Genomic DNA, 26,667 nt, shown 5'->3' on the forward strand with positions numbered 1-26,667 from the left:
AGTTGCTACTAAAGCTATAGCTAACAACTCAGGCAGGGCGTGCGCAAAGGGCGCTTTTGACCTGAACCGCCGTACACTCCGCACTCGCCAAACAAGGGGAGTCAGGGATGTGGTTCATTGGCATCATTGCCGGCCTGTTCATCGGTGCGCTGTTCGAGTCGGTGCCCGTGGCGCTGGTGCTTGCGGTGGTCGGCGCGTTCGCGTTGCCGAAGCTGTTCGGCAAGAAGAAAAAGTCCGAGCCGCATCGCACCGAGGCTGAGCGCGCGACCGGCTCGCTCGACGCCAACGCCCAGGCCATCGCCGCCACGCCGGCCCCGCAAGGCGGCATGCTGAAGCTGCAGCAGCGCGTGTCGGAGCTCGAGCAGCGCGTCGCCTCGCTCGAACGCCGGCTGGCGCAGGGCGCGCAGGGTGCGCAGGCCGAGGCCGCCGAAATCGAGCCTTCAGCGATCCCCGAACTGATTCCCGGCGAGCTCGCCACGTCGGTGGCCGGCAAGCCATTGACCGACGCCCCCTCGCTCCCCGTCGCGACCCTCGAAGGCCGTGCCGAAGAAATTGCCCAGGCCCGCCTGTCGCGCATGCAGTCGACGGTGGCCGCGGCACAGGAGCCGGCTGCCGTTCAACCGACGACGGCTCCGCAGCCTCAACCCGTCGCCGTCGCAGCCACACCGCCGGTTGCCAAACCCGCAGCCACCCCGACGTCCACGCCCGCGGCCGCACCCGCACCGGTTCGCCGCCCCCCTGCGCCACCCCCGCCGCCAGTCCCGCTGCGCGACCGCCTGCCCGCACCCATCGCCAACCTGATCTTCGGCGGCAACACGCTGGTGAAGCTCGGCGTGCTCATCCTGTTCCTCGGGCTGGCCTTTCTGCTGCGCTACACGGCCGAACGCGTCACCGTACCGATCGAGCTGCGCTATGCGGCGGTGGCGCTGGTGGGCGCGGGCCTGCTGGTGCTGGGCTGGCTGCTGCGCCACAAGCGCGCGGGCTATGCGCTGATTCTTCAGGGCGCCGGCATCGGCGTGTTCTACCTGACGACGCTGGCCGCCATGAAGCTCAGCGGCCTGCTGCCGGCGAGCATCGGCTTCGCCTTCCTGTTCGGCGTGGCCGTGCTGAGCGCGGCGCTGGCCGTGCTGCAGAACGCGCCGCTGCTGGCCATCGTGGCCGCGCTCGAAGGCTTCGCGGCACCGGTGCTCGCATCGACCGGTTCCAACCAGCCGGTGGGCCTCTTCACCTACCTGCTGGTGCTGGACGTGGGCATCGTGCTCATCGCCTGGTTCAAGGCGTGGCGCGTGCTGAACCTGATCGGCTTCGTCGGCACCTTCACGCTGGCCGCGGGCTGGGCGCACAAGTACTACACCGACGACCAGTACGCGACGGTGCAGCCATTTCTGGTGGTGTTCTTCCTGCTGTTCACCGTCATCGGCCTGCTGTTCGCGCGCCGCACCCTGTTCGACGCGCCGGTGCAGCCCGCGCAGCCGCTGGCCAGCCGCGCGCTGGACACGCTGCGCCGCGCCGGCCGGGTCGACAGCTCGCTGGTGTTCGGCACGCCGATGGTCGCGTTCGGCATGCAGGTGCTGCTGATGCGTCCGTGGGAATACGGTACCGCGTTCTCGGCGATGGCGCTGTCGGCCTTCTACCTGGTGCTCGGGCGGCTGGTGTTCGCCACGCAGCCCAAGGGGCTGGCGCTGCTGGCGGAGGCCTATGCCATCGTCGGCGTGATCTTCGGCACGCTGGCCATTCCGCTGGGCCTCGAAGGGCAGTGGACGGGCGCGGCCTGGGCCGTCGAGGCGGCGGGCATGTACTGGCTGGGCGCGCGCCAGGGCCGCGTCTATGCGCGGGCCTTCGCGTTCGTGGTGTTCGCCGGCGCGGTGGTCAAGCTCCTCGAAGCCACGGGGCTCGACGCGGCGCCGGGCCATCCGCTGCTCGAAGGCTCTTTCATCGGCCCCGTGCTGGTAGCTGTGAGCGCCTTCGCGATGTGGGCCATCCATCGCCGCGCCAAGCTTGACGAGGGCAGGGGCGTGGAGGCCCTGGCCGGCATCGCCTTGCCCTGGCTGGCCATGGCCGCGCTCACGCTGCTGCCGTGGCAGTGGCTGGTGCCGCCCTGGGCCGCCGCGGCCACCGCGGTGCTGGCGTCGCTCACCTTCGCCGTGGCGATCCGCTTCGCCTTGCTGCCGTTGACGCATGTGAGCTTCGGCATGCAGGCGCTGTCGGTGGCGGGCTTCGTCGCCACGCTGCACGGCACCGGCGAAATGGTCGACGGCCAGGTGCTGCAAAGCGGCTGGCAGGGCGCGGCCGTGGCCTGCGTGATTGCGCTGAGCGTGCTCGGCAGCGCCGCCTGGTCGATGCTGCAGGCGCACCGCGCGGCGCTGGCGCGCGGCGTGCAGCCGGTGTGGTCGCTGGGCAATGTGGTCGGCGTGATCGCGGGCGTGAGCCTGCTGCACCTGGCGATGCTGTTCCAGCTGAGCCTCGCGCAGGCCGCGCTGCTGTGGCCGCTCACGGCGACCGTGGTGCTGTGGGTCGGGCTGCGCATGGCGCACTTTCCGCTCGCGGCGCTGGCCGGTGTGCTGCAGGTGATCGCCGCCGTGGCCTTCGGCATTTCCGCCGCCGATGGCGCTGGCGGTGCGAACGTGGTGCGGCCGGCTTTCGCCCACCTCGGCTTCTGGACGCCGGTGGTGCTGGGCCTGGCCGCCCTGCTGGCGGGCGACTGGCTGCGCGACGAGGCCCGTGCGGCTTTTTCCGGTGCGAGCGGGGCGGCGGGCAGCGCGCGCAAGCGCTGGGCCAACGCCTGGTGCGCCGTGCCGCCGGTGCTGTGGGCGCCGGTGGTCTGGGGGCTCGGCTGGTGGCTGTTCGGCACGCTCGACGAAACCGTTCGCGTGCTGAACCGCCATGGCCTGGCGAGCCACATTCCCGCGGGCGCGATGGCCGTGGTGCTGGTCACCTCGGTGCTGGCCGCCGTCGTGGCGCACCGGCGCGACTGGGCGCAGCTCGGCAAGGCGACGCTAGCCACGCTGCCGGCTTTCGGCCTGATCGCCGCCTATGGCATCGCGGGTGGCGCCACGCTGTTCTATGTGCCGTCGAGCGCGCTGGGCTGGCTCGCGTGGCCGCTGGCGCTGGCGTGGAACCTGCGGCTGCTGCACGCGCAGAGGCGGTGGTTCGGCGCAGCGGCGCTGACGCCGTTCCACGTCGCCGGTTTCTGGCTGTTCCTGGTGCTGGCCGCGCGCGAATGCCAATGGCAGCTGGGCCGCGTGGGTGCAGAGTGGTCGAGCTGGCAGTTGCTGGGCTGGGCGATCGTGCCGGCGTTGGTGCTGTGGGCCTTGCGCTCGCGCGCGCTGCTGCGGCGCTGGCCGCTCACCGAGTTCCGCAGCGCCTACCTGGAGTTCGCGGCCACGCCGGTGGCGGTCTACGTGCTCGCCTGGGTGTGGGTGACCAACGCGGTGAGCCCCGGCGATGCGTCGCCGCTGCCTTATGTGCCGTTGCTGAACCCGCTCGAGCTGGCGCAATGGCTGGTGCTGTTCGCGCTGGTGCTGTGGTGGCGCGCGCTGCCGGCCGGCTCGTTCGCGCGCGTGGAACCGATGGTCGCCAAGGGCGCCGCCGGCTTCACCGGGCTGGCGCTGCTGACCGGCATGGTGCTGCGCACCTGCCATCACTACGCAGGCGTCGAGTGGCGCTTCGACGCGCTGTACGCCTCGTGGCTCACGCAGGCGGCGCTGTCGATCACCTGGGCGGTGTGCGGCGTCGTCGCCATGGTGCTCGGCCATTCGCGCCGGGTGCGCACGCTGTGGGTGGCCGGCGCGGCGCTGCTGGGCGTGGTGGTGCTGAAGCTGTTCTTCGTCGAGCTGGCGGACCGGGGCGGGCTGTTCCGCATCGTGTCGTTCATCGGGGTGGGGGCCTTGCTGCTGCTGGTGGGCTACTTCGCGCCCGTGCCGCCGAAGAAGGAGGACGAAAAGAAAGACGACAAAGAGATGCCAGAAGTGCCGGAGCCGAAGGCGCCAGCGGAAGGCGGTGCGGCATGAACACGCAGGCGATGTGGACCCTTCGCGCAGGCGTCGCGCTGGTGGCCGTGGCCAGCGGACTCGCGAGCGCACAACCCGCGGCGACCGCCCTGACCGCGCTGACCGCGCCGATCACGCTGCAGGGCGCCGGCCCCTACCACCGGCTCACGCTGCCGCTGGCCCTCTACGGCCGCGCGGCGTACACCGACTTGCGAGACCTGCGCGTGCACAACGCCGCCGGGCATGCCGTGCCCTACGCCTGGCTGCGCAACGAGGCCGCCGCGCCGCGCACGGCCTCGCGCAACGTGCCGATCTTTGCCTTGCCCGGCAGCAGCGCCGCGTCGGGCGACGCCGCGCTCGCGTTCTCGGTGCGCGCCGACGGCTCGCTGTTGCTCGAAACAAAAAATGCCGCGGCCAGGACCGGCGATGCGGTGCAGTGGCTCATCGACGTGAGCCAGGTCAAGGGCAGCCTGTTGCAGGCCCGCTTCGACATCGCGCCCGATGCGCGCGGCCTGTTCGCCTTTCGCCTGGAAGCCAGCGACGACCTGCGCCAGTGGCGGCCCGTGGGCGGCGAAGAGCAATTGGTGCGGCTGGCCCACGGCGGCCAGACCATCGAGCGCCTCGCGGTCGACCTGAACAACCTGCTCACGCGCTTCCTGCGCCTGCGCTGGAGCGACCCGAAGCAGGGCGCCACGCTGACCGCCGTGGGCATCGACAGCGTGCAAGAGGTAGAGCCCGTGGCGCCGCTCGAATGGTCCGCCGCGCTCCGGCCCGAACGCTGTGCTGCCGACTATTGCGACTATGTGCTGCCGCGCGGCTTGCCGGTGCAGAGCCTGCGCATCGACCTGGCCGACATCAACACGCTGGCGCAGGTGGGCGTCTCGGGCCTGTCCGACTCCGTGGCGGCGCCTGCAGTGGCGCAGCAGCCGGTGCCGCGCAATCCGCTGTACGCCCTGCGCCACCAGCAGCGCAGGCCGGTGGTGCGCAACGCGGGGCCGGACGAGGCGCCGCTGGTCGATGCCGTGGTGTACCGGCTGGCGCAGGCCGGCGGCGAGGCGCGCTCGCCGCTGCTGGCGCTCGACGGGGCGGTGTACGCGCGGTTGCGACTGCGCACCGCGGGGCCGATCAGTGTTCTGGGCGCGACGCCGCCGAGCATTGCCGTGGGGGCGGTGCCGCGCGCGCTGGTGTTCCTGGCGCAGGGGGCGGCACCTTTTTCGCTGGCGTGGAGCGCCGCGCCGCAGGCGAATGCCGCAAGTCCCGTGGAAGGCAGCGTGCCCGGGGCGCCGCTGGCGCTGTCGACGCTGATTCCGGGCTATGCCGCGGACAAGCCGGTGGTGGCGGACGGTGCGTCGGTGGCGTTGCCCGTGGCTGCAGTCAATGCGGCCGCTGCTGCGGTTGCCGCCGCGGTGCAGGCACCGGTCCCCGCGCAGGTGGCGTCGCGCAAGTGGTGGCTGTGGGGGGCTTTGGGCGTCGGCCTGCTGCTGCTGGCCGGAATGGCGTGGTCGCTGTTCGCGAGCCTGCGCAAGGACGGGGCACCGCCGGCGGGCTGAGGCAAAGCCCGATCCTGGCGGCCCCGGTCAGGATCAGTTCGGCTCGAAGGTGTCGCGGAAGGTGAACCAGGTCGAGCTCAGCGACATGGCCGCCAGCACCAGCGCCGTGCCCACGATCAGCACGTTGCCGACCGCCAGCGCGGCGCCGCCCGAGCCCAGTGCGCCCACGCCGATCAACAGCGTGGCGACCAGCCCCATGCCGATGCCGGCGATCAGGAACACGCCGAACCACGCGATGCCGAACAGCGCATAGGCGCCGAAGTTGCGAAACAGCGCCACGATGCTGAAGAAGATGCTCTTCACCGGCTCCACCCGGTGCCAGTGCACCAGCGCCGGGGCGTGCCACATGGCCAGCGACAGCGGCAGGTTCAGGCACATCAGCAGCATGCGGGCGAGCTGGAAGTCGCTGCTGGCGATGACCTCGGGCGTGAGCGGGTCGTCCAGCAGGTAGGCGCGGGCGAGCTGGCCGCCGTCGACCAGCGTGGTCACCATCACGGCCAGCACGAAGTACACGGCGGAAATTACGCCCAGCACCACCAGCGAGCGCCATTCGGTGCGCATGGCGCTGAACACGGCCACGAACATCGCCGAGCCGGTGGGTCGCTGCGTGTCGCCCGCGCGGCCGACGCCTTCGGCGTTGTCCGTGTACGCCACCGACGTGGCGACCATGAGCCCCAGCGTCATGAAGGGCACCAAGCCGGGCGCCAGCAGGCTGCCGAGGATGGGCACGATCGACATCGTCGAGATGACCGCCATCAGCAGGAAGAACAGCGAGATGAAGGCCAGCGGTTGACGCCAGAAGGTCTTGAGTCCGAGGCGGACCCAGGCGGCGCCGGTTCGCGCCGGCACGAGGTTGAGTTTCATGTGTTGCGGTCAGGCCGCCATGGCCGGCTCTAGCGCCTGGGCCATGGCATGCGGGTGGGAGGCGCGGTCGCGCAGCACGCGCTCGAAGTGCGCGGGGTCGTGGGGCTTGAGCATGCTTGCCTCGCGCGGCAGGTGGAAGTCCCACAGGCGCGAGATCCAGAAGCGCAGCGCCGCGGCGCGCAGCATGGCGGGCAGCAGGGCGCGCTCGGCGGCGTTCAGGGGGCGCACGGTTTCGTAGGCCGAGAGCAATGCGTCGGCGCGCTCGGCGTCGTGCCGGCCGCTCGGCAGGTCGATGGCCCAGTCGTTCAGGCACACGGCCAGGTCGAACAGCCAGGTGTCGGTGCCGGCGAAGTAGAAGTCGAACACGCCGGTCAGGCGGGGAGCATGGCTGTCGGCGTCGTCCGTGCCGTGGCCGGTGGCGAACATCACGTTGTCGCGGAACATGTCGGCATGCACCGGGCCGCGTGGCAATGCCGCGTAGGCCGACGACTCGGCCACGTGGTTCTGGTAGGCCAGCTCCGCGCGCAGCAGGTCGGCCTGCGCTTCCTCGATGTAGGGCAGCACCACGGGCACCGTGTCGTTCCACCAGGGCAGGCCGCGCAGGTTGGGCTGGGTGCGCGGAAAGTCGCGCCCCGCCAGGTGCATGCGCGCCAGCATGGCGCCCAGCTCGGCGCAGTGCGCGGCGCCGGGGGCGAGTTCGCTGCGGCCCGAAAGCTTCAGCACCACGGCGGCCGGCTTGCCGGCCACGGTGTGCAGCAGGTCGCAGTCGGCCTCGGCGGACTGCAGGGGCAGCTGGCCCTTTTTCGCTTTCTCGACCACGGGAGGCCCGGCCACGGGCGCGGGCACCGGCAGGCCGGCGCCGGCCAGGTGCTTCATCAGGCAAAGGTAGTAGGGCAGTTGCTCGGCGCTCAGGCGCTCGAACAGCGTCAGCACGAACTCGCCCGACTCGGTGGTGGCGAAGTAGTTGGTGTTCTCGATGCCGCCCTCGATGCCGCGCAGCTCGCGCAGCGGGCCCAGGCCCAGGCGTTGGACGAGCGCGTCTGCCTCGCCGAAACCGACTTCGGTAAAAACTGCCATGGGGGTGTTCAGCGGGGCGTTGCCGCGGCGGGCGCGGCAGGAACGCAAAGGGAAGCGAAAGCGAAGACGAGGGAGCGCACGGCCATCAGAACTTCATCACGTTCCACACGCGCGGGCCGTTGGCGCCGGTTTCCGAGGAGCCCTGGCGGCCGGTGGCCTGGTCGGCCGGCAGCACTTCGTAGCCCGGCACGTTCGACTTGGGCTTGACGTTGATGCTCTGCGTGCGGCCGCCGTAGCGGACTTCGTCGACCGAGGCGCCGCTGTCTTCGGTGTGGAGGTTCTCGACCTTCTGGTTGCGTCGGCCGTCGGCGGCGGACTGCTCCTGATTTGGTAGCGCCTGGGCGGGGGCTGCCGAAGCAGGTGCGGCAGCGGGTGCGGGCTGCTGCGCGTGCGCGACGCTCACGGCGGCAAGGGGGGCTGTGAAAGCCAGCGCCAGCAGGATGCGGCGGGCGACCAGGAGTGTGGAGCTAGGCATGGCCTGATTGTAGGCGTGCGCCTGCATTTGGCGCGTCGGTTGCCACCTCATGGCGTCGTGGTTCCGGGCGCCGCTTCGGGCACGGCAAAATGCCCCGATGACCGACAAGAAAACGCTGCTGCTCGTCGATGGCTCGAGCTATCTCTACCGCGCCTTCCACGCCATGCCCGACCTGCGGGCCGTGCCCGGCGACCCCAAGAGCCCGGCGACCGGCGCGATCCGGGGAATGATCAACATGATGACCGCGCTGCGCCGCGAGGTGCGCGCCGACTACGCAGCCTGCATCTTCGACGCCCCCGGCAAGACCTTTCGCGACGACTGGTACCCCGAGTACAAGGCCAACCGCTCGCCCATGCCCGACGACCTGCGCAGCCAGATCGACCCCATCCACGACGTGGTCAGGCTGCTCGGCTGGCCGGTGCTCAGCGTGCCCGACGTGGAGGCCGACGACGTCATCGGCACGCTCGCCAAGATCGCCGCCGCGCAGGGTGTGGAAGTGATCGTCTCCAGCGGCGACAAGGACCTGAGCCAGCTGGTGGACGAGCACATCACCATCATCGACACTATGAACGGCAAGCGGCGCGACGTGGCCGGCGTCACCTCCGAGTTCGGCGTGCCGCCCGCGCTCATGATCGACTACCAGACGCTGGTGGGCGACACGGTCGACAACGTGCCCGGCGTGCCCAAGGTGGGTCCCAAGACGGCGGCCAAGTGGCTGCTCGAATACGGTTCGCTCGACGCGCTGGTCGCGCGCGCCGCCGAGGTGAAGGGCGCCGCCGGCGAAAACCTGCGCAACGCGCTCGACAAGCTCCCGCTCAGCAGGCGCCTGGTCACCATTCGCACCGACTGCGACCTCGACGGCCACGTTGCCGGCCTGCCGTCGCTCGAAGGCCTGCCGGTGGGCGCGCCGCAGACCGTCGAGCTGAAGCCCTTCTACGAGAAATACGGCTTCAAGAGCCTGGTGAAGGGGCTCGAGGCGCAGGAAGTGCCGCCCGAGCTCATCGAGGAAAACCTGAAGAAGAAGTCGGCCGCGAAGGCCGACAGCGACCAGGGCGGCCTGTTCGACGAGCCCTCTGAAATCGACGCGCTCGAAGCCGCCGCGCCCGCCAGCAACCTGAAGTACGACACCATCACCACCTGGGAGCAGTTCGACGCCTGGCTCGCCCGGCTCGAGGCGGCCGAGCTCGCAGCGGTGGACACCGAGACCACTTCGCTCGACGAGATGGTCGCGCAGATCGTCGGCGTGAGCTTCAGCGTGGTGCCCGGCGAGGCGGCCTACATTCCGCTGGCGCACAACTACCCCGACGCGCCCGAGCAGCTGCCCATCGACGAGGTGCTCGCCCGGCTCAAGCCCTGGCTGGAAAACGGCGAGAAGAAAAAGCTCGGCCAGCACATCAAGTACGACCGCCACGTGTTCGCCAACCACGGCATCGAGGTGCAGGGCTACGCGCACGACACCATGCTGCAGAGCTACGTGCTCGAAGTGCACAAGCCGCACGGCCTCTCCAGCCTGGCCGAGCGCCACCTGGGCCGCAGCGGCATCTCCTACGAAGACCTGTGCGGCAAGGGCGCACACCAGATCCCGTTCAGCCAGGTCGACATCGCCAAGGCGGCCGAATACTCGTGCGAGGACAGCGACCAGACGCTCGACGTGCACAACACTCTGTGGCCCCAGCTGCAGAAGGACGAAAAGCTGCTGTTCGTCTACCAGCTCGAAATGGATTCGAGCGAGGCGCTCTACCGCATCGAGCGCAACGGCGTGCTGATCGACGCGCCCACGCTGGCCGCGCAAAGCCACGAGCTCGGCACGCGCATCATGGCGCTGGAGCAGGAGGCCTACGACATCGCCGGCCAGCCCTTCAACCTCGGTTCGCCCAAGCAGATTGCCGAGATCTTCTTCACCAAGCTGGGCCTGCCCGTGGTCAAGAAGACGCCGAGCGGCGCGCCCAGCACCGACGAGGAAGTGCTCGAGAAACTGGCCGAAGACTATCCGCTGCCGGCCAAGATCCTGGAGCACCGCGGCCTGTCGAAGCTCAAGGGCACCTACACCGACAAGCTGGGGCAGCTCGCCAACCCGCGCAGCGGGCGCGTGCACACCCACTACGCGCAGGCCGTGGCCGTGACCGGCCGGCTGAGCAGCAACGACCCGAACCTGCAGAACATTCCGATCCGCACGCCCGAAGGCCGCCGCGTGCGCGAGGCCTTCGTGGCGCCGGCGGGCCGCGTGATCGCCAGTGCCGACTACTCGCAGATCGAGCTGCGCATCATGGCCCACATCAGCGGCGACGAGTCGCTGCTGCGCGCGTTCACCGAAGGCATCGACGTGCACCGCGCCACCGCCGCCGAGGTGTTCGGCTCCACGCCCGACCAGGTGTCCAGCGAGCAGCGCCGCTATGCCAAGGTGATCAACTTCGGGCTGATCTACGGCATGAGCAGCTTCGGCCTGGCGAAGAACCTGGGCATCGAGACCAAGGCCGCGGCCTCGTACATCGAGCGCTACTTCGCGCGCTACCCGGGCGTGAAGGCCTACATGGACGAGACCAAGGCGCTCGCCAAGGAGCAGGGCTACGTGGAAACGGTGTTCGGCCGTCGCCTGTACCTGCCCGAGATCAACTCGCCCAACGGCCCGCGCCGCGGCGGCGCCGAGCGCGCGGCCATCAATGCGCCCATGCAGGGCACCGCGGCCGACCTGATCAAGCTGAGCATGGTCAAGGTACAGAACGTGCTCGACGAAGAAAAGCGCGGCACCCGGATGATCATGCAGGTGCACGACGAACTGGTGTTCGAAGTGCCCGAGGCCGAGGTCGAATGGGTGCGCACCGAGATCCCCCGCCTCATGGCCAGCGTTGCCGCGCTGAAGGTGCCGCTGCTGGCCGAGATCGGCGTGGGTCCCAACTGGGACAAGGCGCACTGACCGCACGCCAAGACGAGACAACCCATACAACCCGCACGCACATGAAATTCCCGCATCGCCAACTCCTCATCGCCGCTGTCTGCGCCGCCCTGGCGGGCACCGCCTTCGCCGCGCCCGACGCCGGCATCGCCTCGCTCGCCGCCAAGGAAAAGCCCGCGCTGCTCGACACGCTGAAGGAGCTGGTCTCCATCGAATCGGGCAGCCGCGACCTCGACGGGCTCGAGAAAATCTCCGACCTCATCGCAGGCAAGTTCAAGGCGCTGGGCGGCGAGGTCGAGCTGATCGACCCGAGCGCCGAGGCCTACCGCATGGAAGACACGCCCGAGAAGATGGGCCGCGTGGTGCGCGCCACCTTCAAGGGCACGGGCAAGAAGAAGATCCTGCTCATCGCGCACATGGACACCGTCTACACCATCGGCATGCTCAACAAGCAGCCGTTCCGCATCGAGGGCGACAAGGCCTACGGCCTGGGCATCGCCGACGACAAGCAGGGCATTGCCGTCATCACGCACATCGTGTCGATGCTGCAGCAGATGAAGTTCAAGGAGTACGGCACGCTCACCGTGCTGATCAACGGCGACGAGGAAATCAGCTCGCCCGGCGCGCGCGCGCTCATCACGCGCATGGGCGCCGAGCACGACGCCGTCATGTCCTTCGAAGGCGCCTACGTGAAGGACGACAAGCTCTCGCTGGCCACCGCCGGCATCGCCTCGGTCACGCTGCACGTGGCGGGCAAGGCCTCGCACGCGGGCTCGGCGCCCGAGCTGGGCGTGAACGCGCTGTACGAGCTGTCGCACCAGATCCTGCAGATGCGCGACCTGTCGGACCCGGCCACGGGCCTGAAGATGAACTGGACCATCTCCAAGTCGGGCAGCAACCGCAACGTGATCCCGGCCAGCGCCACCGCCGGCGCCGACGTGCGCGTGCTCAAGGTCAGCGACTACGACCGCATCGAGCAGCAGGTGAACGAGCGCGTGAAGAAGCAGCTGATTCCCGAGGCCAAGGTCGAGCTCAAGTTCGAGCGCCGCCGCCCGCCGCTGGAAGCCACCGACGCCTCGCGCGCCATGGCCGCGCACGCGCAGCAGATCTACAAGGAAGAGCTCGGCCGCCCGCTGGGCGCCGACGACAAGGCGGCCGGCGGCGGCACCGACGCGGCTTTCGCGGCGCTGAAGACCAAGGCGCCCGTCATCGAGCGCTTCGGGCTGCAGGGCTTCGGCGCGCACTCGGCCGATGCCGAGTACGTGCTGGTCGACTCCATCGAGCCGCGCCTCTACCTGGGCACCCGCATGGTGATGGACATCGCCCGCGGCAAGACCGCCCGCTGACCCGGCGCCCGCGATGCGCCTGCGCCACATCGAGGTCTTCAACGCGATCATGCTCACGGGCAGCGTGAGCGCGGCGGCGCGGCTCATCAACATCACGCAGCCGGCGGTGAGCCGCACGCTGCAGCACGCGGAAATGCAGCTGGGTTTTCCGCTGTTCCAGCGCGCCAAGGGCCGGCTCACGCCGACCACCGAGGCGCTCACGCTGTACCCGCACATCGAGCGGCTGTTCGCGCAGCTCGACGAGGTGCAGCGCCTGGCGGGCAACCTGCGCACCGCGGGCGACACCGGCGAGCTGCGCATCCTGAGCGTGCTGGCGCTGAGCTACGACATCCTGCCGCGCGCGCTGAAGGCCTTTCGCGAGAAGCACCCGGGCTACAAGATCACGGTCGAGTCGCTGCACTCGCCGCAGATCATGTCCGCGCTGCTGGTGCAGGAGGCCGACGTGGGCTTCGCGTTCAGCCCCGCGGTGCACCCTTCGCTCACGCAGGAGACGCTGGCCGACAGCCGCATGGTGTGCATCGCGCCCAAGGGCATGCTGCCGCGCGCGCTGGTGCGCAACGGCTCGGTGGCGCTGCACGACCTGGTGAAGCGCCCGGTGATCGGGCTGGACAGCCGCGACCCCGTCGGCACCAGCCTGAGCCAGGCCTGCCGGCAGGCAGGCGTGGGCTTCCAGCAGGCGGTGGTGACGGTGCAGACCTACCATGCCGCGCTGGCCATGGCGCACCACGGCATCGGCGTGGCGCTGGTCGACGGCTGCACCGCGCGCTCGGCCGACCGCGACAAGGTCGACGTGCTCACGCTGGAGCCGCACATTCCGGTGCCGATCCGCGCGCTGCGCTTCGCCGCCAAGCCCGACTCGGTGGCGGTGCGCGGCATCACGCGGTGCATGCAGCAGGCGATCGAGGAAACGATCTAGGCCGCCCGATGCAAACGGGCAAGACCGGGCCCATCGCGCCTCCTTCACAGCTTTCACAACTTTCACGGCTTCCAGAGCTGTCCCCGCTCGACCCCGCGGCCGCCGAGCCCTACTACCGCCAGATCTACGACCGCTTTCGCAACGCCATCGCCCAGGGCCTGCTGAAGCCCGGCGACCGCATTCCCTCGGTGCGCGCGCTGACCCGCGAACTCGGGCTGGCAAGGGGCACGGTGGACGCGGCTTATTCGCTGCTGGCCGCCGAGGGCTACATCCAGGCCCGCGGACAGGCGGGCACCATCGTGTCGCCCGACCTGCAGCCGCGCAGGCCGGTGCAGAGCAAGGCGCCGCGGCCCGACAGCGACGTGCCCGCGGCCAGCTACCGCCCCGACTCGGTGCTGCCGTTCCAGATGGGCCTGCCCGCGCTTGATGCCTTCCCGCGAAAGATCTGGGCCCGGCTGGGCGCGCGCTGCATCCGCGCGACGCAGCCTTCGGACATGGTGCATCCGGCCGTCTTCGGGTCGGCGCCGTTGCGCGCCGAGATTGCCGCCTACCTGCAGGTGGCGCGCGGCATCGACTGCGCGCCGTCGCAGGTGTTCGTGACCTCCGGCTACCGCCACACGGTGCAGCTGGTGGGCCAGGCGCTGCTGAAGGCGGGCGACCGCGTCTGGCTCGAAGACCCGGGCTACCCGCCCACGCGCGAGCTGCTGGCCGGCATGCAGGTCGCGGCCGTGCCGGTGCCGGTGGACCGCGACGGCATGGTGGTGGCCGAGGGCATCCGCCGGGCGCCCCGCGCGCGCGCCGCCGTGGTCACGCCTGCGCACCAGAGCCCGCTGTGCGTGTCGCTCTCGCTGCCCCGGCGCCTCGCGCTGCTGGACTGGGCCGCGCGCACCGGCGCCTGGATCGTCGAGGACGACTACGACGGCGAATACCGCTACGTGAGCCGCCCGCTGCCCGCGCTGAAGAGCCTGGACCGCGAGGGCCGCGTGCTCTACGCGGGCACCTTCAGCAAGGTGCTGTTTCCCAGCATCCGGCTGGCCTACCTGGTCGTGCCGGAAGCGCAGGTCGAGCGCTTCGAGCAGGTCATGCAGGTCTTCGCCGGCGGCAGCCCCGCGCTGACGCAGGCCATCGTCACCGCCTTCATCAGGGAGGGCCACTTCGCGCGCCACATCCAGCGCACGCGCACGCTCTACGCCGAGCGCCGCGCCGCCGCCATCGCGGGGCTGGAGCGCGTGCTGGCGCCCCATGTGCGCATCGATGCGCAGCCCGGGGGCATGCACCTGATCCTGCGACTGAAAGGCGAGCGCTCCGACCGGCGGCTGGTCGCGCGCATGCGGCAGGAAGGCCTCTACGCCGAGGCGCTGAGGGACTGGGCATTGACGCCCGAGGAAGGCGACCCGGCGCTGCTGCTGGGCTTCACGAACATCGATTCGATGCAGACGGCGCAGACGCTGGGCAAGCGCATCCTGCGCCTGCTGGAGCCCGGCAGCCAGAGCGCGGCGTGAGCGCGAGGGCCGTCGATCATGGCCCAGTAGCTAGAGCCGATCTTGGCCCTTCTTGCCTGGGCCAAGAAATCGGACGATAGCGTCCTTTCCAACCTGCATACGAAGGACTCGCCATGAGCAACCGCATCGACTACACCCAGGCCGCCCCCGAGGGCTACAAGGCATTCGGAGGCGTCTACGCCGCCCTGCAGAAAGGCAGCCTGCCCAAGGCGCTGGTCGACCTCGTCTACCTGCGCGTGTCGCAGGTCAACGGCTGCGCCTACTGCATCGACATGCATTCGCGCGACCTGCTCAAGGCGGGCCTGCCCGTCGACAAGCTCGTGCTGGTGCAGGCATGGCGCGAGTCGGGCGCCGTGTTCGACCCGCGCGAGCGCGTGGCGCTGGCCTGGGCGGAGAGCGTGACGCGCGTGGCTGACACCGGCGTGCCCGATGCCGACTACGAGGCCGCCGCCGCCGAGTTCAGCGACAAGGAACTGTCCGAGCTCACCTACGCCATCGGCCTGATGAACGCCTTCAACCGCCTGGGCGTGTCGTTCCGCGTGCCGCCCGCGGCCGCCAAGGCCTGAGCGCGCGGCACCCCATGGAGCCGTCGCGCATGGCATGGGCACTGGTCGGCTTGGCCGGCCTTCTGGAAATCGCGTTCGCCTTCGCCATGAAGGCGTCCGACGGTTTCACGCGCTGGGTTCCCTCGCTGTTCACGCTCGCTGCGGGCGTGTCGAGCGTGGTGCTGCTGTCGCTGGCGATGCGCACGCTGCCGATGGGAACCGGCTACGCGGTGTGGACCGGCATCGGCGCGGCCGGCAGCGCCATCGTCGGCATCGTGGTGCTGGGCGACTCGGCGGCGCCGCTGCGCCTGCTGTGCATCGCGCTGATCCTGGCGGGCGTGATCGGGCTGAAGCTGGTGTCGGGCGACTGAAGCGGGGCAGGGCGAGCAGGGCAGGCGGGCCGGTGGGGCCGGTGGGTCGTGCTTCAGGCCGCCAATGCCTGCGCGATGCGCTGCGCCGAGCCGAAGGCCAGCGTGAACCCCAGCGCGCCGTGGCCCGTGTTGAACAGCATGTTCGGCGGCGCGCTCTGCAGCCGTCCGATGATCGGCAGCCCCCTGGGAGTGGCCGGGCGCATGCCCGTCCAGGGGTGCAGCTGCTCCAGCTTCGATGCGTGCGGAAACACCGCGCGCGTGGCCGCGGCCAGTGTCTCGATGCGCGTCGCCGGAATGCTGGCGTCGTGCCCCACCAGTTCCGCCATGCCCGCCACGCGCAGCCGCGAGCCGATGCGCGCGAACACCACCTTGCGGGCGCTGTCGGTCACGTTCACGGTTGGTGCGGCGCCCGGCGAAGGATCGACCTCCACCGTGATGCTGTAGCCCTTGAGCGGGTACACCGGCAGGTAAGCGCCCAGCGCGCGCCCGAGCGTGTGAGACGCCGAGCCCAGCGCCATGACGAACGCGTCGGCCTCCACGTCGCCAGTGCCGTCACCGTTGCTGGTGCGCACCGCCGCAATGTGGTTCCCGCTGCGCGCAAAGCCGTGCACGTCGGTGCCCAGCATGAAGCGCACGCCGCGCGCGCGCAGCGCCCGCAGCAGCTCGCCGCACACCTTCAGGCAATCTGCCGCGCACTCGCTCGGCGTGTACACGGCGCCCGCCATCTGGCCGCGGTAGCTGGCCAGCGCGGGTTCGATGGCGATGCATTCCTCTGGCGTCACCAGCCGCTGCTCGCTGCCCATGGCGCGCTGCAGCTCCAGCTGCGCGCGCGCGCCTTCGAGCGACGCCGCGCTGGCGTACAGCACCAGCTTGCCGGTGGCGGAAAAGTCGCAGTCGGGCGCGATGTCGGCCTGCATCGCCTCGAAGCCGGCGCGGCTCTCGGCGGCCAGCGCCAGCAGCCGGGCCGTGGTGTCGCGCGAGGTCTGCGCGTTGCAGGCCGCGAGAAATTCCATGCCCCAGCGCCACTGCAGCGGATCGAGCTGCGGCCGCAGCTTGAGCGGCGAAGTGGGCGAGAACAGCAGCTTGGGCAGCTGCTTCCAGATCGACGGGTCGGCCAGCGGCTGCACGTACGAGTAGCTCAGCTGCGCGCCGTTGCCGCCGCTGGCGCCCGCGCCGGGCGCGGCGCGGTCGATCACCGTGACCTGGTGGCCCTGGCGTTCGAGCTGCCAGGCGGTGGCGAGGCCCACGATGCCGGCACCGAGCACACACACATGCATGGGGCAACTTTCAGAAGGGAAGAGAAGGAAAGAGGGGGAAGCAAGAAGACAGAAGGACAGGCTTGACTGTAGGTTTGCGCCGCGCCCGGCGGAAATGCCAAAAGAAAGCCAGCCCATAACTTTTGGGTATGGGTCGGCGTTCTATTGGAATTGCCGGTTTGTGTCACTCCTTCTTACACTGGCCTTCCTGTTCAACGCAACCGACTGAAGGCTCGAATGAAACTCTCCGTCCTGATGGCATCCCTGGCTGCCGCGGTGCTCTTCACCGCTCCGGCGGCCCATGCGGCCGACACGCTGGCCAAGATCGCCGAGACCGGCAAGATCACGCTGGCCTACCGCGAATCGTCGGTCCCCTTCAGCTACCTGGACGGCCCCAACAAGCCGATCGGGTTCTCGGTGGAGCTCTCCAACGCCGTGGTCGAGGCGGTGAAGAAGAAGTTGAACAAGCCCAACCTGCAGGTCGCGCTGATGCCCGTCACCTCGCAGAACCGCATTCCGCTGATCACCAACGGCACCGTCGACCTCGAGTGCGGCTCCACCACCAACAACAGCGCGCGCGGCAAGGACGTGGCCTTCGCCATCAACCATTTCTACACGGGCACGCGCCTGCTGGTGAAGAAGTCCTCGAAGATCAAGGACTACGCCGACCTCGCCAAGAAGACCGTGGCCAGCACCACCGGCACCACCAACGCGCTGGTCATGCGCAAGTACAACACCGAGAAGAACCTCGGCATGGACATCGTGCTCGGCAAGGACCACGCCGACTCCTTCCTGCTGGTGGAAAGCGACCGCGCGGTGGCCTTCGCCATGGACGACATCCTGCTGTTCGGCCTGATCGCCAATTCGAAGGCGCCGGCCGACTACGAAGTGGTGGGCGAGTCGCTGCAGGTCGAGCCCTACGCCTGCATGCTGCCCAAGGACGACCCGGCCTTCAAGAAGCTGGTGGACGACACCTTCAGCGCCATGATGAAGAGCGGCGAGTTCGAGAAGCTCTACACCAAGTGGTTCATGCAGCCGATTCCGCCGAAGGGCGTGCCGCTGAACCTGCCCATGAGCGAGCAGCTGAAAGAAAACCTCAAGGCGCTGAGCGACAAGCCCGCGACCTGATACCGAAGTGACGCAAAGGACATCGCAGTGACGCACACCGTCGGCATCTTGGGGGGCATGGGCCCCGCGGCGGGCGCCGACTTCGTCCGGCTCTTCGTGCAGGCCTGCGCGCAGCAGATGCGCGCGCGCGGCGAGCCGGTGCGCGACCAGTCCTTTCCGGAGCACTGGCTGGCGCAGGTGCCGGTGCCCGACCGCACCGACGCGCTGGCCTCCACCGAGCAGGGCGCGCACCAGCCGCTGGAGCCCATGCTGCAGGCGCTGGGCCGGCTGGCCGCGCTGGGCAGCCGGGCCGTGGCCATCGCCTGCAACACGGCGCACGCCTGGCATGGCAGCCTGCAGGCGCGCTTTCCGCAGGTCGAGCTGCTGCACATGGCGCGCGAAACCGCGCGGCAGCTGGCCGAGCAGGGCGCGCGCGACGTGGCATTGATGGCCACCGAAGGCACCTACCGCGTGCGCCTCTATGAACAGGCGCTGGCCGAGGCCGGGCTGGGCTGCCACATTCCCTCCGTGGACGAGCGCCGCATCATCACGCGCGGCATCTTCGAGGGCGTGAAGGCCGGCAACATGCCGCTGGCCGCCCAATGCTTCTCCGACGTGGCGCTGCGGCTCGCCGAGCGCCACGGGCCGGTGACCATCATCATGGGCTGCACCGAGGTGCCGCTGGGGCTGCATGGCTTGCCCGCCGTGGCGGGGCTGGACCTGGTCGACCCGGCGCAGGTGCTGGCGGCGGCGCTGGCGCGCCGGGCCTACGGCTGAATCCGCCGATACCAGCCTCCGACCCCACCGAATTTCGGGGCATGCGGCCTCCAGCCGATTTGGCCTACATTGCGGCGTGCGTTTTTCGCGCCTCGCCCCTTGTGTCCTTTTCGATGCACCCACTGGAGCCTTTTCAATGTCCCTCGACGACCGCCGTTCCGACTTCGACTCGCTTCGCCCCGGCGACAGCACCGCGCAGGGCGCCACGCGCCGCACCGCGCTGAAGGCCGCCATCGGCGTGGGCTACGCGGCGGCCGTGATGCCCGTGGTGGCGCAGACCGCCATCGCCACCTCTTCCGAAGGCCTGACGGCCGGCCCCGTCAAGTACAGCGTGAACGGCTTCGACGTGCCCGCCTACGCGGCGGCGCCCGCGGGCAAGACCGGCCTGCCGGTCATCCTGGTGGTGCAGGAGATCTTCGGCGTGCACGAATACATCGCCGACACCTGCCGCCGCTTCGCCAGGCTCGGCTACCTGGCGATCGCGCCCGAGCTCTACGCGCGCCAGGGCGATCCGCGCGGCTACACCGACATTCCCAAGCTGCAGACCGACATCGTCACCAAGGTGCCCGACGCCCAGGTGCTGGCCGACCTCGACGGCGCGCTGGCCTATGCCAAGGCCCACGGCGGCGACATCACCCGGGCAGGCATCACCGGCTTCTGCTGGGGCGGGCGCATCACGTGGCTGTACGCGGCCACCGGCAAGGTGAAGGCGGGCGTGGCCTGGTACGGCCGGCTGGTCGGCCAGCCCGGCGAATTGCAGCCCCGGCACCCGGTCGACGTGGCCGCCAGCCTGCAGGCGCCGGTGCTCGGCCTCTACGGCGGAAAAGACCAGGGGATCCCCCTTGACACGGTTGATAAGATGAAAGCTGCTCTGGCCAATGGGACTCCGGCGGCCAAGGCATCGAGCTTCGTCGTGTACCCCGAAGCAGGCCACGCGTTCCATGCCGACTACCGCCCCAGCTACCTGAAGAGCGCTGCGGAAGACGGCTGGCAACGCGCCACGGCCTGGTTCAAAGCCAATGGCGTCGCCTGAACCCGGCGCTCTGTAGCCACCCCCGCCGAAGGCCGTCGAATGACGGCCTTTTCTCTTTTTATGAACGGACCACGGCTTCTGGAACAGTTCCAGCGGCCGTCCCTCTTGCGCAAGCAGCTATGAATTTGATAGTCATCATCGCGGCGACCCTGGTCTCCGGCATCGGCAGCGTCTGGCTCGCGGCCTTTCTCTTGAAGGTGGGCGTACGCAACGGCTCGGGCGGCGTGAACCCGCAGCACCTGCTGAGCCTGGCGGCCGGCGCGCTGCTCGCCACCGCCTTCATGCACCTCTTGCCCGAGGCCTTCGAAAGCCGCATCGAACCGGCGCTGCTGTTCGGCGTGCTGCTGTTCGGGCTGGTGTTCTTCTTCCTGCTCGACAAGGCCGAGCTGTGGCACCACGGGCACGAGCACCATCATGGCGACGAGAAGCCCGCGGCGGGACACGAAGGCCACGATCACGGGCACGACCACGGCCATGCGCACCACGGACATTCACATGACCACGGCCCCCGCACCGGCGGCTGGGCCGTGCTCACCGGCGACAGCGTGCACTGCTTCGGCGACGGCATCCTCATCGCCTCGGCCTTCACCGCCGACTGGCGCCTGGGCCTGGTGGCCGCGCTGGCGGTGCTGGCGCACGAGATTCCCCACCACATCGGCGACCTCGTGGTGCTGCGCCAGAGCTCGGCCAACCAGCGCGCGGCGCTGGTGAAGGTGTCGCTGGCGGGCACCATGACCGCGCTGGGCGGCATCGCGGGCTGGTGGCTGGTCGACCAGCTGCACAGCTGGCTGCCTTACTTCCTGGTGCTGGCCGGCAGCAGCTTCGTGTACGTGGCGCTGGCCGACCTGATTCCGCAACTGCAAAAGCGCCTGCCGGCACGCCAGACCGCCGCGCAGATCCTGTGGCTGGTCGCGGGCATCGTGCTGGTCACGGCCGTGAGCCGGCTGGCGCACGGCGAGCATGGGCACGAACACGGCCACGACGACCCGGGCCACGGCGAGCACGGGCACGTGCACAAGGACTGATCCAGCGCAAGCGGCGGTCGACGCTGCACTGAGACAAAAGCATCAGGTTCGGCCCACGGGCGCGCGGCGGGAAACTTTCCGACACCGACGCTGCGCCCCGGATGAGCCGCTGCGGCCCAAACAGGCGCACCATAGGGGGCCTGTCAGTCATCAGCCGAGGAACCCGATCATGAACAACATCGACGCCACCGCGCGCTCCGCCGCATCGTTGGAAGACGAGGACGACACCACGGACACCACGGACAACGCGCCCGCCGATGATTTCGAAGAACCCGAGAGCGAAGCGTCCGACGACCTGTCGGAGGAAACAGGCATCGACCTGACGGACGCGAGCGAGCTCGACGCCGACAACGTGCCGGCCGACGAGGAGTTCGACCGCGTCATGAATGCCCCGGACTGACTGCGCTCAGCTCGCGTCCCGCCGCGTGATCACCTGCCCGTTGCGCGCACCGCTGTGCACGCCGTGGCGCCAGGTGAGTGCACCGTTCACGATCACCGCATCGATGCCTTCCGCCGGCTGCGTCGGCGTTTCGTAGTTGGCCGTGTCGCGCACTGTCGCGGCGTTGAAGATCACCACGTCCGCGTGGTGGCCCGGCTTCAGCGTGCCGCGTTCGTGCAGGCCGAAGTTGCGCGCGGTGAGGCCCGTCATCTTCCACACCGCCGTCTCCAGCGGGAACAGCCCGATGTCGCGGCTGTAGTGGCCCAGCACGCGCGGAAAGGTGCCCCACAGCCGCGGATGCGGCTTGTCGCCCAGCGGAATGCCGTCGGAGCCGATCATGGTCTCGTCGAACGCGAGGATGCGCTGCACGTCGTCCTCGTCCATCATGAAATAGATCGCGCTGCCGGGCTGCAGCCGCTGCGCGGCTTCTTCGCCCGACACGCCCCATTCGGCCGCGATGTCCTTCAGGTCGCGGCCCGCGCACTCGGGGTGCGGCTCGCTCGACGCGATGAGCACGCGGCCTTCCATCATTCCGCGGTCGGTGCGGATCATGGTGGAGCCGGCGGTGTAGGGGTAGCAATCGAGCCCGATGCACTGGTGCTGCATGGCCTCCTTGATGAAGGGCAGCGTGACCTTGGTCTTGCCGAAGTTCTGCGTGTTCTGCACCTTGTGGTGCGACACCACCACCGGAATGTCGAGCGCGCGGCCGATGTGGAAGGTTTCTTCCAGCGACTCCATCACGCGGTCGCTTTCGTCGCGCATGTGCGTCACGTACAGCGCCTTGCGTGAACTGAGCGGGCGGCCGACCTCGATGATTTCCTCGGTCGTCGCCTTCACCGCCGGCGGATAGAAGGTGCCGGTCGACAGCCCGATGGCGCCGGCCTGCATCGCCTCTTCGACCAGCGCCTGCATGGCGGCGATCTCGGTGGCGGTGGCGGGCCGGTCGAGGTCGGCCATGACCACCGCGCGCAGCGTCGAGTGCCCGACCATCGCGGCCACGTTCACCGAAGAGGGCGTGGCGCGCAGTGCGTCGAGGTAGGCGGCAAAGGTCGTGAAGCGGCCTTCCACCGGCGAGTCGAGCAGGCTCAGCGGCATCGGCAGGTCCATGTCCGTGCGCAGCGGCGCGGCGCTGATGCCGCAGTTGCCGGCCACCACCGTGGTCACGCCCTGCGACACCTTGAACGGCATCTGCGCCTGCGACAGCACGGCCTGGTCGTCGTGCGTGTGCGAGTCGATGAAGCCGGGCGCGACGATGCGGCCGGTGGCGTCGATCGTCTGCTCGGCCGTGTGGCCCGCGAGCTTGCCGATGGCGGCGATGCGCCCGCCCGTGATGCCGATGTCCGCATCGAAGCGGGGTGCCTTGGTGCCGTCGATGACGGTGCCGCCGCGGATGAGCAGGTCGTAGTGGGTGATGGGTTCGGTCATGTCGATCCTTTCTGGTGTTGTGTCTGCGGGTGTTCCTGGCGCTGTTGTTCAGGGCGGGTGAACAGGCCGCCGGCGCGATCGCGCCCTGAACGAGTCATCAGCGAAAGTGACAAGCCACCCAATGCCCGCCCTGGGAAGAAGACGCACGCTCGCTCAGCTCAGGCACCTTCTCCTTGCACACCGCCTGCGCCATCGGGCAGCGTGTGTGAAAGCGGCACCCCGAGGGCGGGTTCGCAGGGCTGGGCGGGTCGCCCTGCAGCAACAAGCGGCGCGCGGGCGTGCGTGGGTTTGGCACGGGCACGGCCGACAGCAGGATCTCGGTGTACGGGTGCAGCGGCTTGGAAAAAAGGGTGTCGCGGTCGGCAATCTCAACGATGTGCCCGAGGTACATCACCGCCACGCGATGGCTGATGTGCCGCACCACCGCCAGGTCGTGCGCCACGAACAGGTAGGCGATGCCGAACTCGGCCTGCAGGTCCATCAGCAGGTTGACCACCTGCGCCTGCACCGACACGTCGAGCGCGGACACCGGCTCGTCGCACACGATGAGCTTGGGGTTCAGCGCCAGCGCGCGCGCAATGCCCAGCCGCTGGCGCTGGCCGCCAGAGAACTCATGCGGGTACTTTTTCGCGGCCTCGGGCCGCAGGCCCACGCGCGAGAACAACCACTGCACGCGCTCGCGGCGCTCGGCCGCCGCGCTCCCGCCGAAGTTGCCGAAATTTCGCATCGGCTCCGCCACGATGTCGCCGGCCGTCAGCCGCGGGTTCAGCGAAGCGTAGGGGTCCTGGAAGATGATCTGCAGGTCGCGCCGGCGCTGGCGCATGTCCTCGGGCGACAGCGACAGCAGCTCCTGGCCTTCCAGCTCCACCGAGCCCGAGGTCGGCTCCACCAGCCGCATCACCGACTTGGCCGTCGTCGTCTTGCCGCAGCCCGACTCGCCCACCAGCGACAGCGTTTCGCCGCGCGCCACCGAGAAAGACACGCCGTCGACCGCCTGTATCGCCGGCTTGGCCGGCTGCAGCCAGCGCTTGGGCGATGTGTAGTGCTTGCGCAGGTTGCGCACCCGCAGCAGCGGAGCCTCGGTGGTCGTCATGCCGATACCTCTGTGACTTCGGGCGCGTCCGCCCAGTGTTCTTCCACCGCGAAGCAGGCCACCACATGGTCGCCGCCTTGCTGCGCGAGCCGCGGCGTTTCGGCGCGGCAGCGTTCACGTGCATGGCTGCAGCGCGCGGCAAAGGCGCAGCCGCGGCCCAGTTCGTGCGCGGCCGGCACCAGGCCCGGAATCTCGGTGAGCCGCGTGCTCGCGGTGTTCATCGCGGGCATGGAGGCCATCAGCGCGCGCGTGTAGGGGTGCAGCGGGCGGTCGAAGAGGTCGATGACGTCGGCTTCTTCCACCTTCTTGCCTGCGTACATCACCACCACGCGGTCGCAGCTCTCGGCCACCACGCCCAGGTCGTGCGTGATCATCACCACGCCCATGCCCAGCTCCTTCTGCAGCCGCTTGATGAGCTCCAGGATCTGCGCCTGGATGGTCACGTCCAGCGCGGTGGTCGGCTCGTCGGCGATCAGCACCTCGGGGTTGCAGGCCAGGGCCAGCGCGATCATCACGCGCTGGCGCATGCCGCCGGAGAGCTGGTGCGGGTACTCGTTCACGCGGCGCTCGGGCTCGGGAATCTGCACCACGCGCAGCATCTCGACCGCGCGCTTCATCGCGTCGGCGCGGCTGGCCTTCTGGTGCAGCTGCACCGTCTCCGCAATCTGCCGGCCCACGGTGAGCACCGGGTTCAGCGATGTCATCGGCTCCTGGAAGATCATGGAGATGCGGTTGCCGCGTATCTGCCGCATCTCGCGCTCGCTGAGCTGCATCAGGTCGGTGCCGCGCAGCCGCACGGCGCCCATGTGGCGCCCGGGCGGGGTGGGCACCAGCCGCAATATCGACAGCGCGGTCACGCTCTTGCCGCAACCCGACTCGCCGACCACGCCCAGCGTGCGGCCGGCGCGCACGGTGTACGAAACCCCGTCGACCGAGCGCACCACGCCGGCCAGCGTGTGGAAGTGGGTGCGCAGGTTGTCGACCTCGAGCAGCGGCTCGCCGGGGGCGAGGGCGGTGTGGGACATGGGGGTGGTCATGGGCTGTGCCTCGTTCGCTCGTTCACTGGTTCGCTCGTTCGCTCGTGCAGTCGACCGGTCACAGTTGCCGCGCCAGCCGCGGGTCGAGCGCGTCGCGCAGGCCGTCGCCCAGCAGGTTGATGGCCAGCACCGTGGCCGCCAGCAGCAGCCCGGGGTACAGGATGATGTGGAACGCCACGGTCACGAAGTTGCGGCCCTCGGCCATCATGTTTCCCCAGCTCGGCGTTTGCGACGGCACGCCCACGCCCAGGAACGACAGCGCCGCCTCGGTCAGCACCGCGGCCGCCGCCACGAAGGTGGCCTGCACCACCAGCGGCGCCACGATGTTCGGCAGCACGTGGCGCACCAGGATGACCGGCAGCCGCGTGCCCACCGCGTGCGCGGCCTCCACGTAGAGCTGCTCGCGCAGGGTGAGCGCCAGCGAGCGCACCAGCCGCACCACGCGCGGGATCTCGGGCACGGTGATGGCCACGATCACCGTCGTGAGGCTGGCGCGCGTGACCGCCATCAGCGCAATGGCCAGCAGGATGCCGGGAATGGCCATGAGGCCGTCCATCACCCGCATGATGGGCCCGTCGGCCCAGCGCACGAAGCCCGACACCAGCCCCAGCACCACGCCGAAGAAAGTGGCCAGCACCGCCACCGCGGCGCCCACGATCATCGACACCTGGCCGCCCCACACGGCGCGGCTGAACACGTCGCGGCCCAGCGCGTCGGTGCCGAACCAGTGCTCGGCCGACGCCGGCTGCATGCGCGCGAGCGGGTCGATGTCCTGCGGGTCGTGCGTGGCGATCCACGGCGCGGCGATGGACAGCGCGGCCACCGCGATGAGCAGCAGCGCCCCGACGATCAGCGTCGGGTGCTTGCGCACCCAGCGCCAGCGCGGCGGCACGAAGGGGGCCTCGTCGGCCGGGGTCTCGGCGACGGAGGAAACAGGGGAGGTGTTCAAGGGAAGTACCGTGGACATGACGTGGGCTTCTTCAGTACTGGATGCGCGGATCGAACAGCCGGTAGCTCAGGTCGATCAGCAGGTTGATCAGCACGTACACGCCCGCCGACAGCAGCAGCACGCTCTGGATCACCGGGTAGTCGTGGCGCTGCACCGAATCGATCACCAGCCGGCCCACGCCCGGAATGGCGAACACCGTCTCGGTGACGACCACGCCGCCGATGAGCAGCGCGATGCCCGCGCCGATGGTGGTGGCGATGGGAATGGCCGCGTTGCGCAGCGCATGGCCCAGCACCGGCAGCACGCCCAGGCCCTTGGCGCGCGCGGTGCGGATGTAGTCCTCGTGCAGCACCTCGAGCACGGTGGCGCGCGTCATGCGCGTCACCAGCGCGATGTACACCAGCGCCAGGTTCACGCAGGGCAGCACCAGCGAATGCAGCCACTGCAGCGCGCCGTCGGCGAAGCGCGCGTAGCCCTGCACCGGAAACCACGGCAGCTGCACCGCGAAGCTGTAGACCAGCAGGTAGCCCACCAGGAACACCGGCACCGAGAAGGCCAGCACCGCGAACAGCATCACCAGCCGGTCGACCCAGCTGCCCGCGCGATAGGCGGCCAGCGTGCCCAGCGGCACCGCCACCACCAGCGTGATGAGCATGGTGAGCGCGGCGATCGACACGGTCGGCTCCAGCCGCTGCCCGAGCAGCTGCGTGACCGGCATCTGCGTGAAGATCGAGGTGCCCAGGTCGCCCGTGAAGAGCTTGCCCAGCCACAGCCCGAACTGCTGCCACAGCGGCAGGTTCAGCCCGAGCGCGGCGCGCAGCTTCTCGATGTCTTCGGTGGTGGCCAGGTCGCCGGCGATGAGCGCGGCCGGGTCGCCCGGCGACAGGTGGATCAGCAGGAACACCACCACGGCCACCACCGCCATGACCGGGAGCGTCGAGAGAAAGCGTCGAAGGATGTAGCCCATGGCGATGCCCTTGAACTGGGTTGGCTGGCGT

General features: G+C 69.6%; 22 protein-coding genes. 13 read left to right on the forward strand and 9 right to left on the reverse strand.

Features of this window, described 5'->3' with window-relative positions:
* Positions 1–107 precede the first annotated feature (107 nt).
* A complete protein-coding gene (locus AB6807_RS00530; protein ID WP_371083124.1) occupies positions 108–4,010 on the forward strand; it encodes a DUF2339 domain-containing protein in 3,903 nt (1,300 codons plus the stop codon).
* Positions 4,007–5,539: a DUF3999 domain-containing protein gene (locus AB6807_RS00535; RefSeq protein ID WP_371083125.1), complete on the forward strand. Its 1,533-nt coding sequence runs from the start codon at positions 4,007–4,009 to the stop codon at positions 5,537–5,539. The genes AB6807_RS00530 and AB6807_RS00535 overlap by 4 nt, the downstream gene beginning before the upstream one ends.
* A 33-nt stretch (positions 5,540–5,572) precedes the next feature.
* On the opposite strand, the gene AB6807_RS00540 is transcribed toward AB6807_RS00535, so the two are convergent.
* The 3 genes from AB6807_RS00540 to AB6807_RS00550 form a co-directional block, all read right to left on the reverse strand.
* The gene (locus AB6807_RS00540; RefSeq protein ID WP_116908169.1) at positions 5,573–6,403 is read right to left on the reverse strand and encodes a BPSS1780 family membrane protein; all 831 of its coding nucleotides are present in this window, start codon (positions 6,401–6,403) and stop codon (positions 5,573–5,575) included.
* 9 nt (positions 6,404–6,412) lie between these two features.
* Positions 6,413–7,480, reverse strand: coding sequence for a homoserine kinase (locus tag AB6807_RS00545; RefSeq protein ID WP_371083126.1), 1,068 nt, complete (start codon positions 7,478–7,480; stop codon positions 6,413–6,415).
* 85 nt (positions 7,481–7,565) lie between these two features.
* Positions 7,566–7,955 carry a hypothetical protein gene (locus AB6807_RS00550; RefSeq protein WP_371083127.1) on the reverse strand — a complete coding sequence of 130 codons (390 nt, stop codon included), beginning with the start codon at positions 7,953–7,955 and terminating at the stop codon, positions 7,566–7,568.
* A 97-nt stretch (positions 7,956–8,052) separates the two neighbouring features.
* On the opposite strand from AB6807_RS00550, the gene polA reads away from it, so the two are divergent.
* From polA to AB6807_RS00580, 6 genes are all read left to right on the forward strand, one after another.
* Positions 8,053–10,869, forward strand: coding sequence for a DNA polymerase I (polA, locus tag AB6807_RS00555; protein WP_371083128.1), 2,817 nt, complete (start codon positions 8,053–8,055; stop codon positions 10,867–10,869).
* 41 nt (positions 10,870–10,910) lie between these two features.
* On the forward strand, positions 10,911–12,194 hold the full coding sequence (locus tag AB6807_RS00560) for a M20/M25/M40 family metallo-hydrolase (RefSeq protein ID WP_116908167.1): 1,284 nt from the start codon (positions 10,911–10,913) through the stop codon (positions 12,192–12,194).
* 13 nt (positions 12,195–12,207) lie between these two features.
* Positions 12,208–13,110, forward strand: coding sequence for a LysR family transcriptional regulator (locus AB6807_RS00565; protein WP_116908166.1), 903 nt, complete (start codon positions 12,208–12,210; stop codon positions 13,108–13,110).
* A gap of 8 nt (positions 13,111–13,118) precedes the next feature.
* Complete coding sequence (locus AB6807_RS00570; RefSeq protein WP_371083129.1) at positions 13,119–14,612, forward strand: PLP-dependent aminotransferase family protein; 1,494 nt, start codon at positions 13,119–13,121, stop codon at positions 14,610–14,612.
* A 113-nt stretch (positions 14,613–14,725) separates the two neighbouring features.
* Positions 14,726–15,178 carry a carboxymuconolactone decarboxylase family protein gene (locus AB6807_RS00575; RefSeq protein WP_116908164.1) on the forward strand — a complete coding sequence of 151 codons (453 nt, stop codon included), beginning with the start codon at positions 14,726–14,728 and terminating at the stop codon, positions 15,176–15,178.
* Between the two features lie 29 nt (positions 15,179–15,207).
* Entirely contained in the window at positions 15,208–15,528 is a 321-nt protein-coding gene (locus AB6807_RS00580) for a multidrug efflux SMR transporter (protein WP_371083130.1), read from the forward strand.
* A 53-nt stretch (positions 15,529–15,581) separates the two neighbouring features.
* On the opposite strand, the gene AB6807_RS00585 is transcribed toward AB6807_RS00580, so the two are convergent.
* Positions 15,582–16,805, reverse strand: coding sequence for a D-amino acid dehydrogenase (locus tag AB6807_RS00585; RefSeq protein WP_371083131.1), 1,224 nt, complete (start codon positions 16,803–16,805; stop codon positions 15,582–15,584).
* A 216-nt stretch (positions 16,806–17,021) separates the two neighbouring features.
* On the opposite strand from AB6807_RS00585, the gene AB6807_RS00590 reads away from it, so the two are divergent.
* The 5 genes from AB6807_RS00590 (at position 17,022) to AB6807_RS00610 (ending at position 21,126) form a co-directional block, all read left to right on the forward strand.
* The gene (locus tag AB6807_RS00590) at positions 17,022–17,912 is read left to right on the forward strand and encodes a transporter substrate-binding domain-containing protein (RefSeq protein WP_371083132.1); all 891 of its coding nucleotides are present in this window, start codon (positions 17,022–17,024) and stop codon (positions 17,910–17,912) included.
* A gap of 21 nt (positions 17,913–17,933) precedes the next feature.
* A complete protein-coding gene (locus AB6807_RS00595) occupies positions 17,934–18,668 on the forward strand; it encodes an aspartate/glutamate racemase family protein (RefSeq protein ID WP_371084128.1) in 735 nt (244 codons plus the stop codon).
* Between the two features lie 136 nt (positions 18,669–18,804).
* Positions 18,805–19,701 carry a dienelactone hydrolase family protein gene (locus AB6807_RS00600; RefSeq protein WP_371083133.1) on the forward strand — a complete coding sequence of 299 codons (897 nt, stop codon included), beginning with the start codon at positions 18,805–18,807 and terminating at the stop codon, positions 19,699–19,701.
* Between the two features lie 119 nt (positions 19,702–19,820).
* A complete protein-coding gene (locus tag AB6807_RS00605; RefSeq protein WP_371083134.1) occupies positions 19,821–20,726 on the forward strand; it encodes a ZIP family metal transporter in 906 nt (301 codons plus the stop codon).
* Positions 20,727–20,895: 169 nt separating this feature from the next.
* On the forward strand, positions 20,896–21,126 hold the full coding sequence (locus AB6807_RS00610) for a hypothetical protein (RefSeq protein WP_116908158.1): 231 nt from the start codon (positions 20,896–20,898) through the stop codon (positions 21,124–21,126).
* A gap of 6 nt (positions 21,127–21,132) precedes the next feature.
* Here the strand turns inward: AB6807_RS00610 and AB6807_RS00615 are convergent, their stop codons facing one another.
* The 5 genes from AB6807_RS00615 to AB6807_RS00635 form a co-directional block, all read right to left on the reverse strand.
* Positions 21,133–22,590, reverse strand: coding sequence for an amidohydrolase family protein (locus AB6807_RS00615; protein ID WP_371083135.1), 1,458 nt, complete (start codon positions 22,588–22,590; stop codon positions 21,133–21,135).
* A gap of 97 nt (positions 22,591–22,687) precedes the next feature.
* A complete protein-coding gene (locus AB6807_RS00620) occupies positions 22,688–23,683 on the reverse strand; it encodes an ABC transporter ATP-binding protein (RefSeq protein WP_116908156.1) in 996 nt (331 codons plus the stop codon).
* On the reverse strand, positions 23,680–24,720 hold the full coding sequence (locus tag AB6807_RS00625) for an ABC transporter ATP-binding protein (RefSeq protein ID WP_116908155.1): 1,041 nt from the start codon (positions 24,718–24,720) through the stop codon (positions 23,680–23,682). The genes AB6807_RS00620 and AB6807_RS00625 overlap by 4 nt, the downstream gene beginning before the upstream one ends.
* Before the next feature lie 58 nt (positions 24,721–24,778).
* Entirely contained in the window at positions 24,779–25,687 is a 909-nt protein-coding gene (locus AB6807_RS00630; RefSeq protein WP_116908154.1) for an ABC transporter permease, read from the reverse strand.
* 13 nt (positions 25,688–25,700) lie between these two features.
* Complete coding sequence (locus AB6807_RS00635) at positions 25,701–26,636, reverse strand: ABC transporter permease (RefSeq protein WP_116908153.1); 936 nt, start codon at positions 26,634–26,636, stop codon at positions 25,701–25,703.
* Between the last annotated feature and the right edge of the window lie 31 nt (positions 26,637–26,667).

It is taken from the genome of Variovorax sp. RCC_210 (genome assembly GCF_041355175.1).
Lineage (GTDB): Bacteria > Pseudomonadota > Gammaproteobacteria > Burkholderiales > Burkholderiaceae_C > Variovorax.

Excerpts from the sequence above, each read along its gene's own strand:
- AB6807_RS00530 (WP_371083124.1), top strand. The coding sequence starts at position 108 with ATGTGGTTCATTGGCATCATTGCCGGCCTGTTCATCGGTGCGCTGTTC.
- AB6807_RS00535 (WP_371083125.1), top strand. The coding sequence starts at position 4,007 with ATGAACACGCAGGCGATGTGGACCCTTCGCGCAGGCGTCGCGCTGGTG.
- AB6807_RS00540 (WP_116908169.1), bottom strand. The coding sequence starts at position 6,403 with ATGAAACTCAACCTCGTGCCGGCGCGAACCGGCGCCGCCTGGGTCCGC.
- AB6807_RS00545 (WP_371083126.1), bottom strand. The coding sequence starts at position 7,480 with ATGGCAGTTTTTACCGAAGTCGGTTTCGGCGAGGCAGACGCGCTCGTC.
- AB6807_RS00550 (WP_371083127.1), bottom strand. The coding sequence starts at position 7,955 with ATGCCTAGCTCCACACTCCTGGTCGCCCGCCGCATCCTGCTGGCGCTG.
- polA (WP_371083128.1), top strand. The coding sequence starts at position 8,053 with ATGACCGACAAGAAAACGCTGCTGCTCGTCGATGGCTCGAGCTATCTC.
- AB6807_RS00560 (WP_116908167.1), top strand. The coding sequence starts at position 10,911 with ATGAAATTCCCGCATCGCCAACTCCTCATCGCCGCTGTCTGCGCCGCC.
- AB6807_RS00565 (WP_116908166.1), top strand. The coding sequence starts at position 12,208 with ATGCGCCTGCGCCACATCGAGGTCTTCAACGCGATCATGCTCACGGGC.
- AB6807_RS00570 (WP_371083129.1), top strand. The coding sequence starts at position 13,119 with ATGCAAACGGGCAAGACCGGGCCCATCGCGCCTCCTTCACAGCTTTCA.
- AB6807_RS00575 (WP_116908164.1), top strand. The coding sequence starts at position 14,726 with ATGAGCAACCGCATCGACTACACCCAGGCCGCCCCCGAGGGCTACAAG.
- AB6807_RS00580 (WP_371083130.1), top strand. The coding sequence starts at position 15,208 with ATGGCATGGGCACTGGTCGGCTTGGCCGGCCTTCTGGAAATCGCGTTC.
- AB6807_RS00585 (WP_371083131.1), bottom strand. The coding sequence starts at position 16,805 with ATGCATGTGTGTGTGCTCGGTGCCGGCATCGTGGGCCTCGCCACCGCC.
- AB6807_RS00590 (WP_371083132.1), top strand. The coding sequence starts at position 17,022 with ATGAAACTCTCCGTCCTGATGGCATCCCTGGCTGCCGCGGTGCTCTTC.
- AB6807_RS00600 (WP_371083133.1), top strand. The coding sequence starts at position 18,805 with ATGTCCCTCGACGACCGCCGTTCCGACTTCGACTCGCTTCGCCCCGGC.
- AB6807_RS00605 (WP_371083134.1), top strand. The coding sequence starts at position 19,821 with ATGAATTTGATAGTCATCATCGCGGCGACCCTGGTCTCCGGCATCGGC.
- AB6807_RS00610 (WP_116908158.1), top strand. The coding sequence starts at position 20,896 with ATGAACAACATCGACGCCACCGCGCGCTCCGCCGCATCGTTGGAAGAC.
- AB6807_RS00615 (WP_371083135.1), bottom strand. The coding sequence starts at position 22,590 with ATGACCGAACCCATCACCCACTACGACCTGCTCATCCGCGGCGGCACC.
- AB6807_RS00620 (WP_116908156.1), bottom strand. The coding sequence starts at position 23,683 with ATGACGACCACCGAGGCTCCGCTGCTGCGGGTGCGCAACCTGCGCAAG.
- AB6807_RS00625 (WP_116908155.1), bottom strand. The coding sequence starts at position 24,720 with ATGACCACCCCCATGTCCCACACCGCCCTCGCCCCCGGCGAGCCGCTG.
- AB6807_RS00630 (WP_116908154.1), bottom strand. The coding sequence starts at position 25,687 with ATGTCCACGGTACTTCCCTTGAACACCTCCCCTGTTTCCTCCGTCGCC.
- AB6807_RS00635 (WP_116908153.1), bottom strand. The coding sequence starts at position 26,636 with ATGGGCTACATCCTTCGACGCTTTCTCTCGACGCTCCCGGTCATGGCG.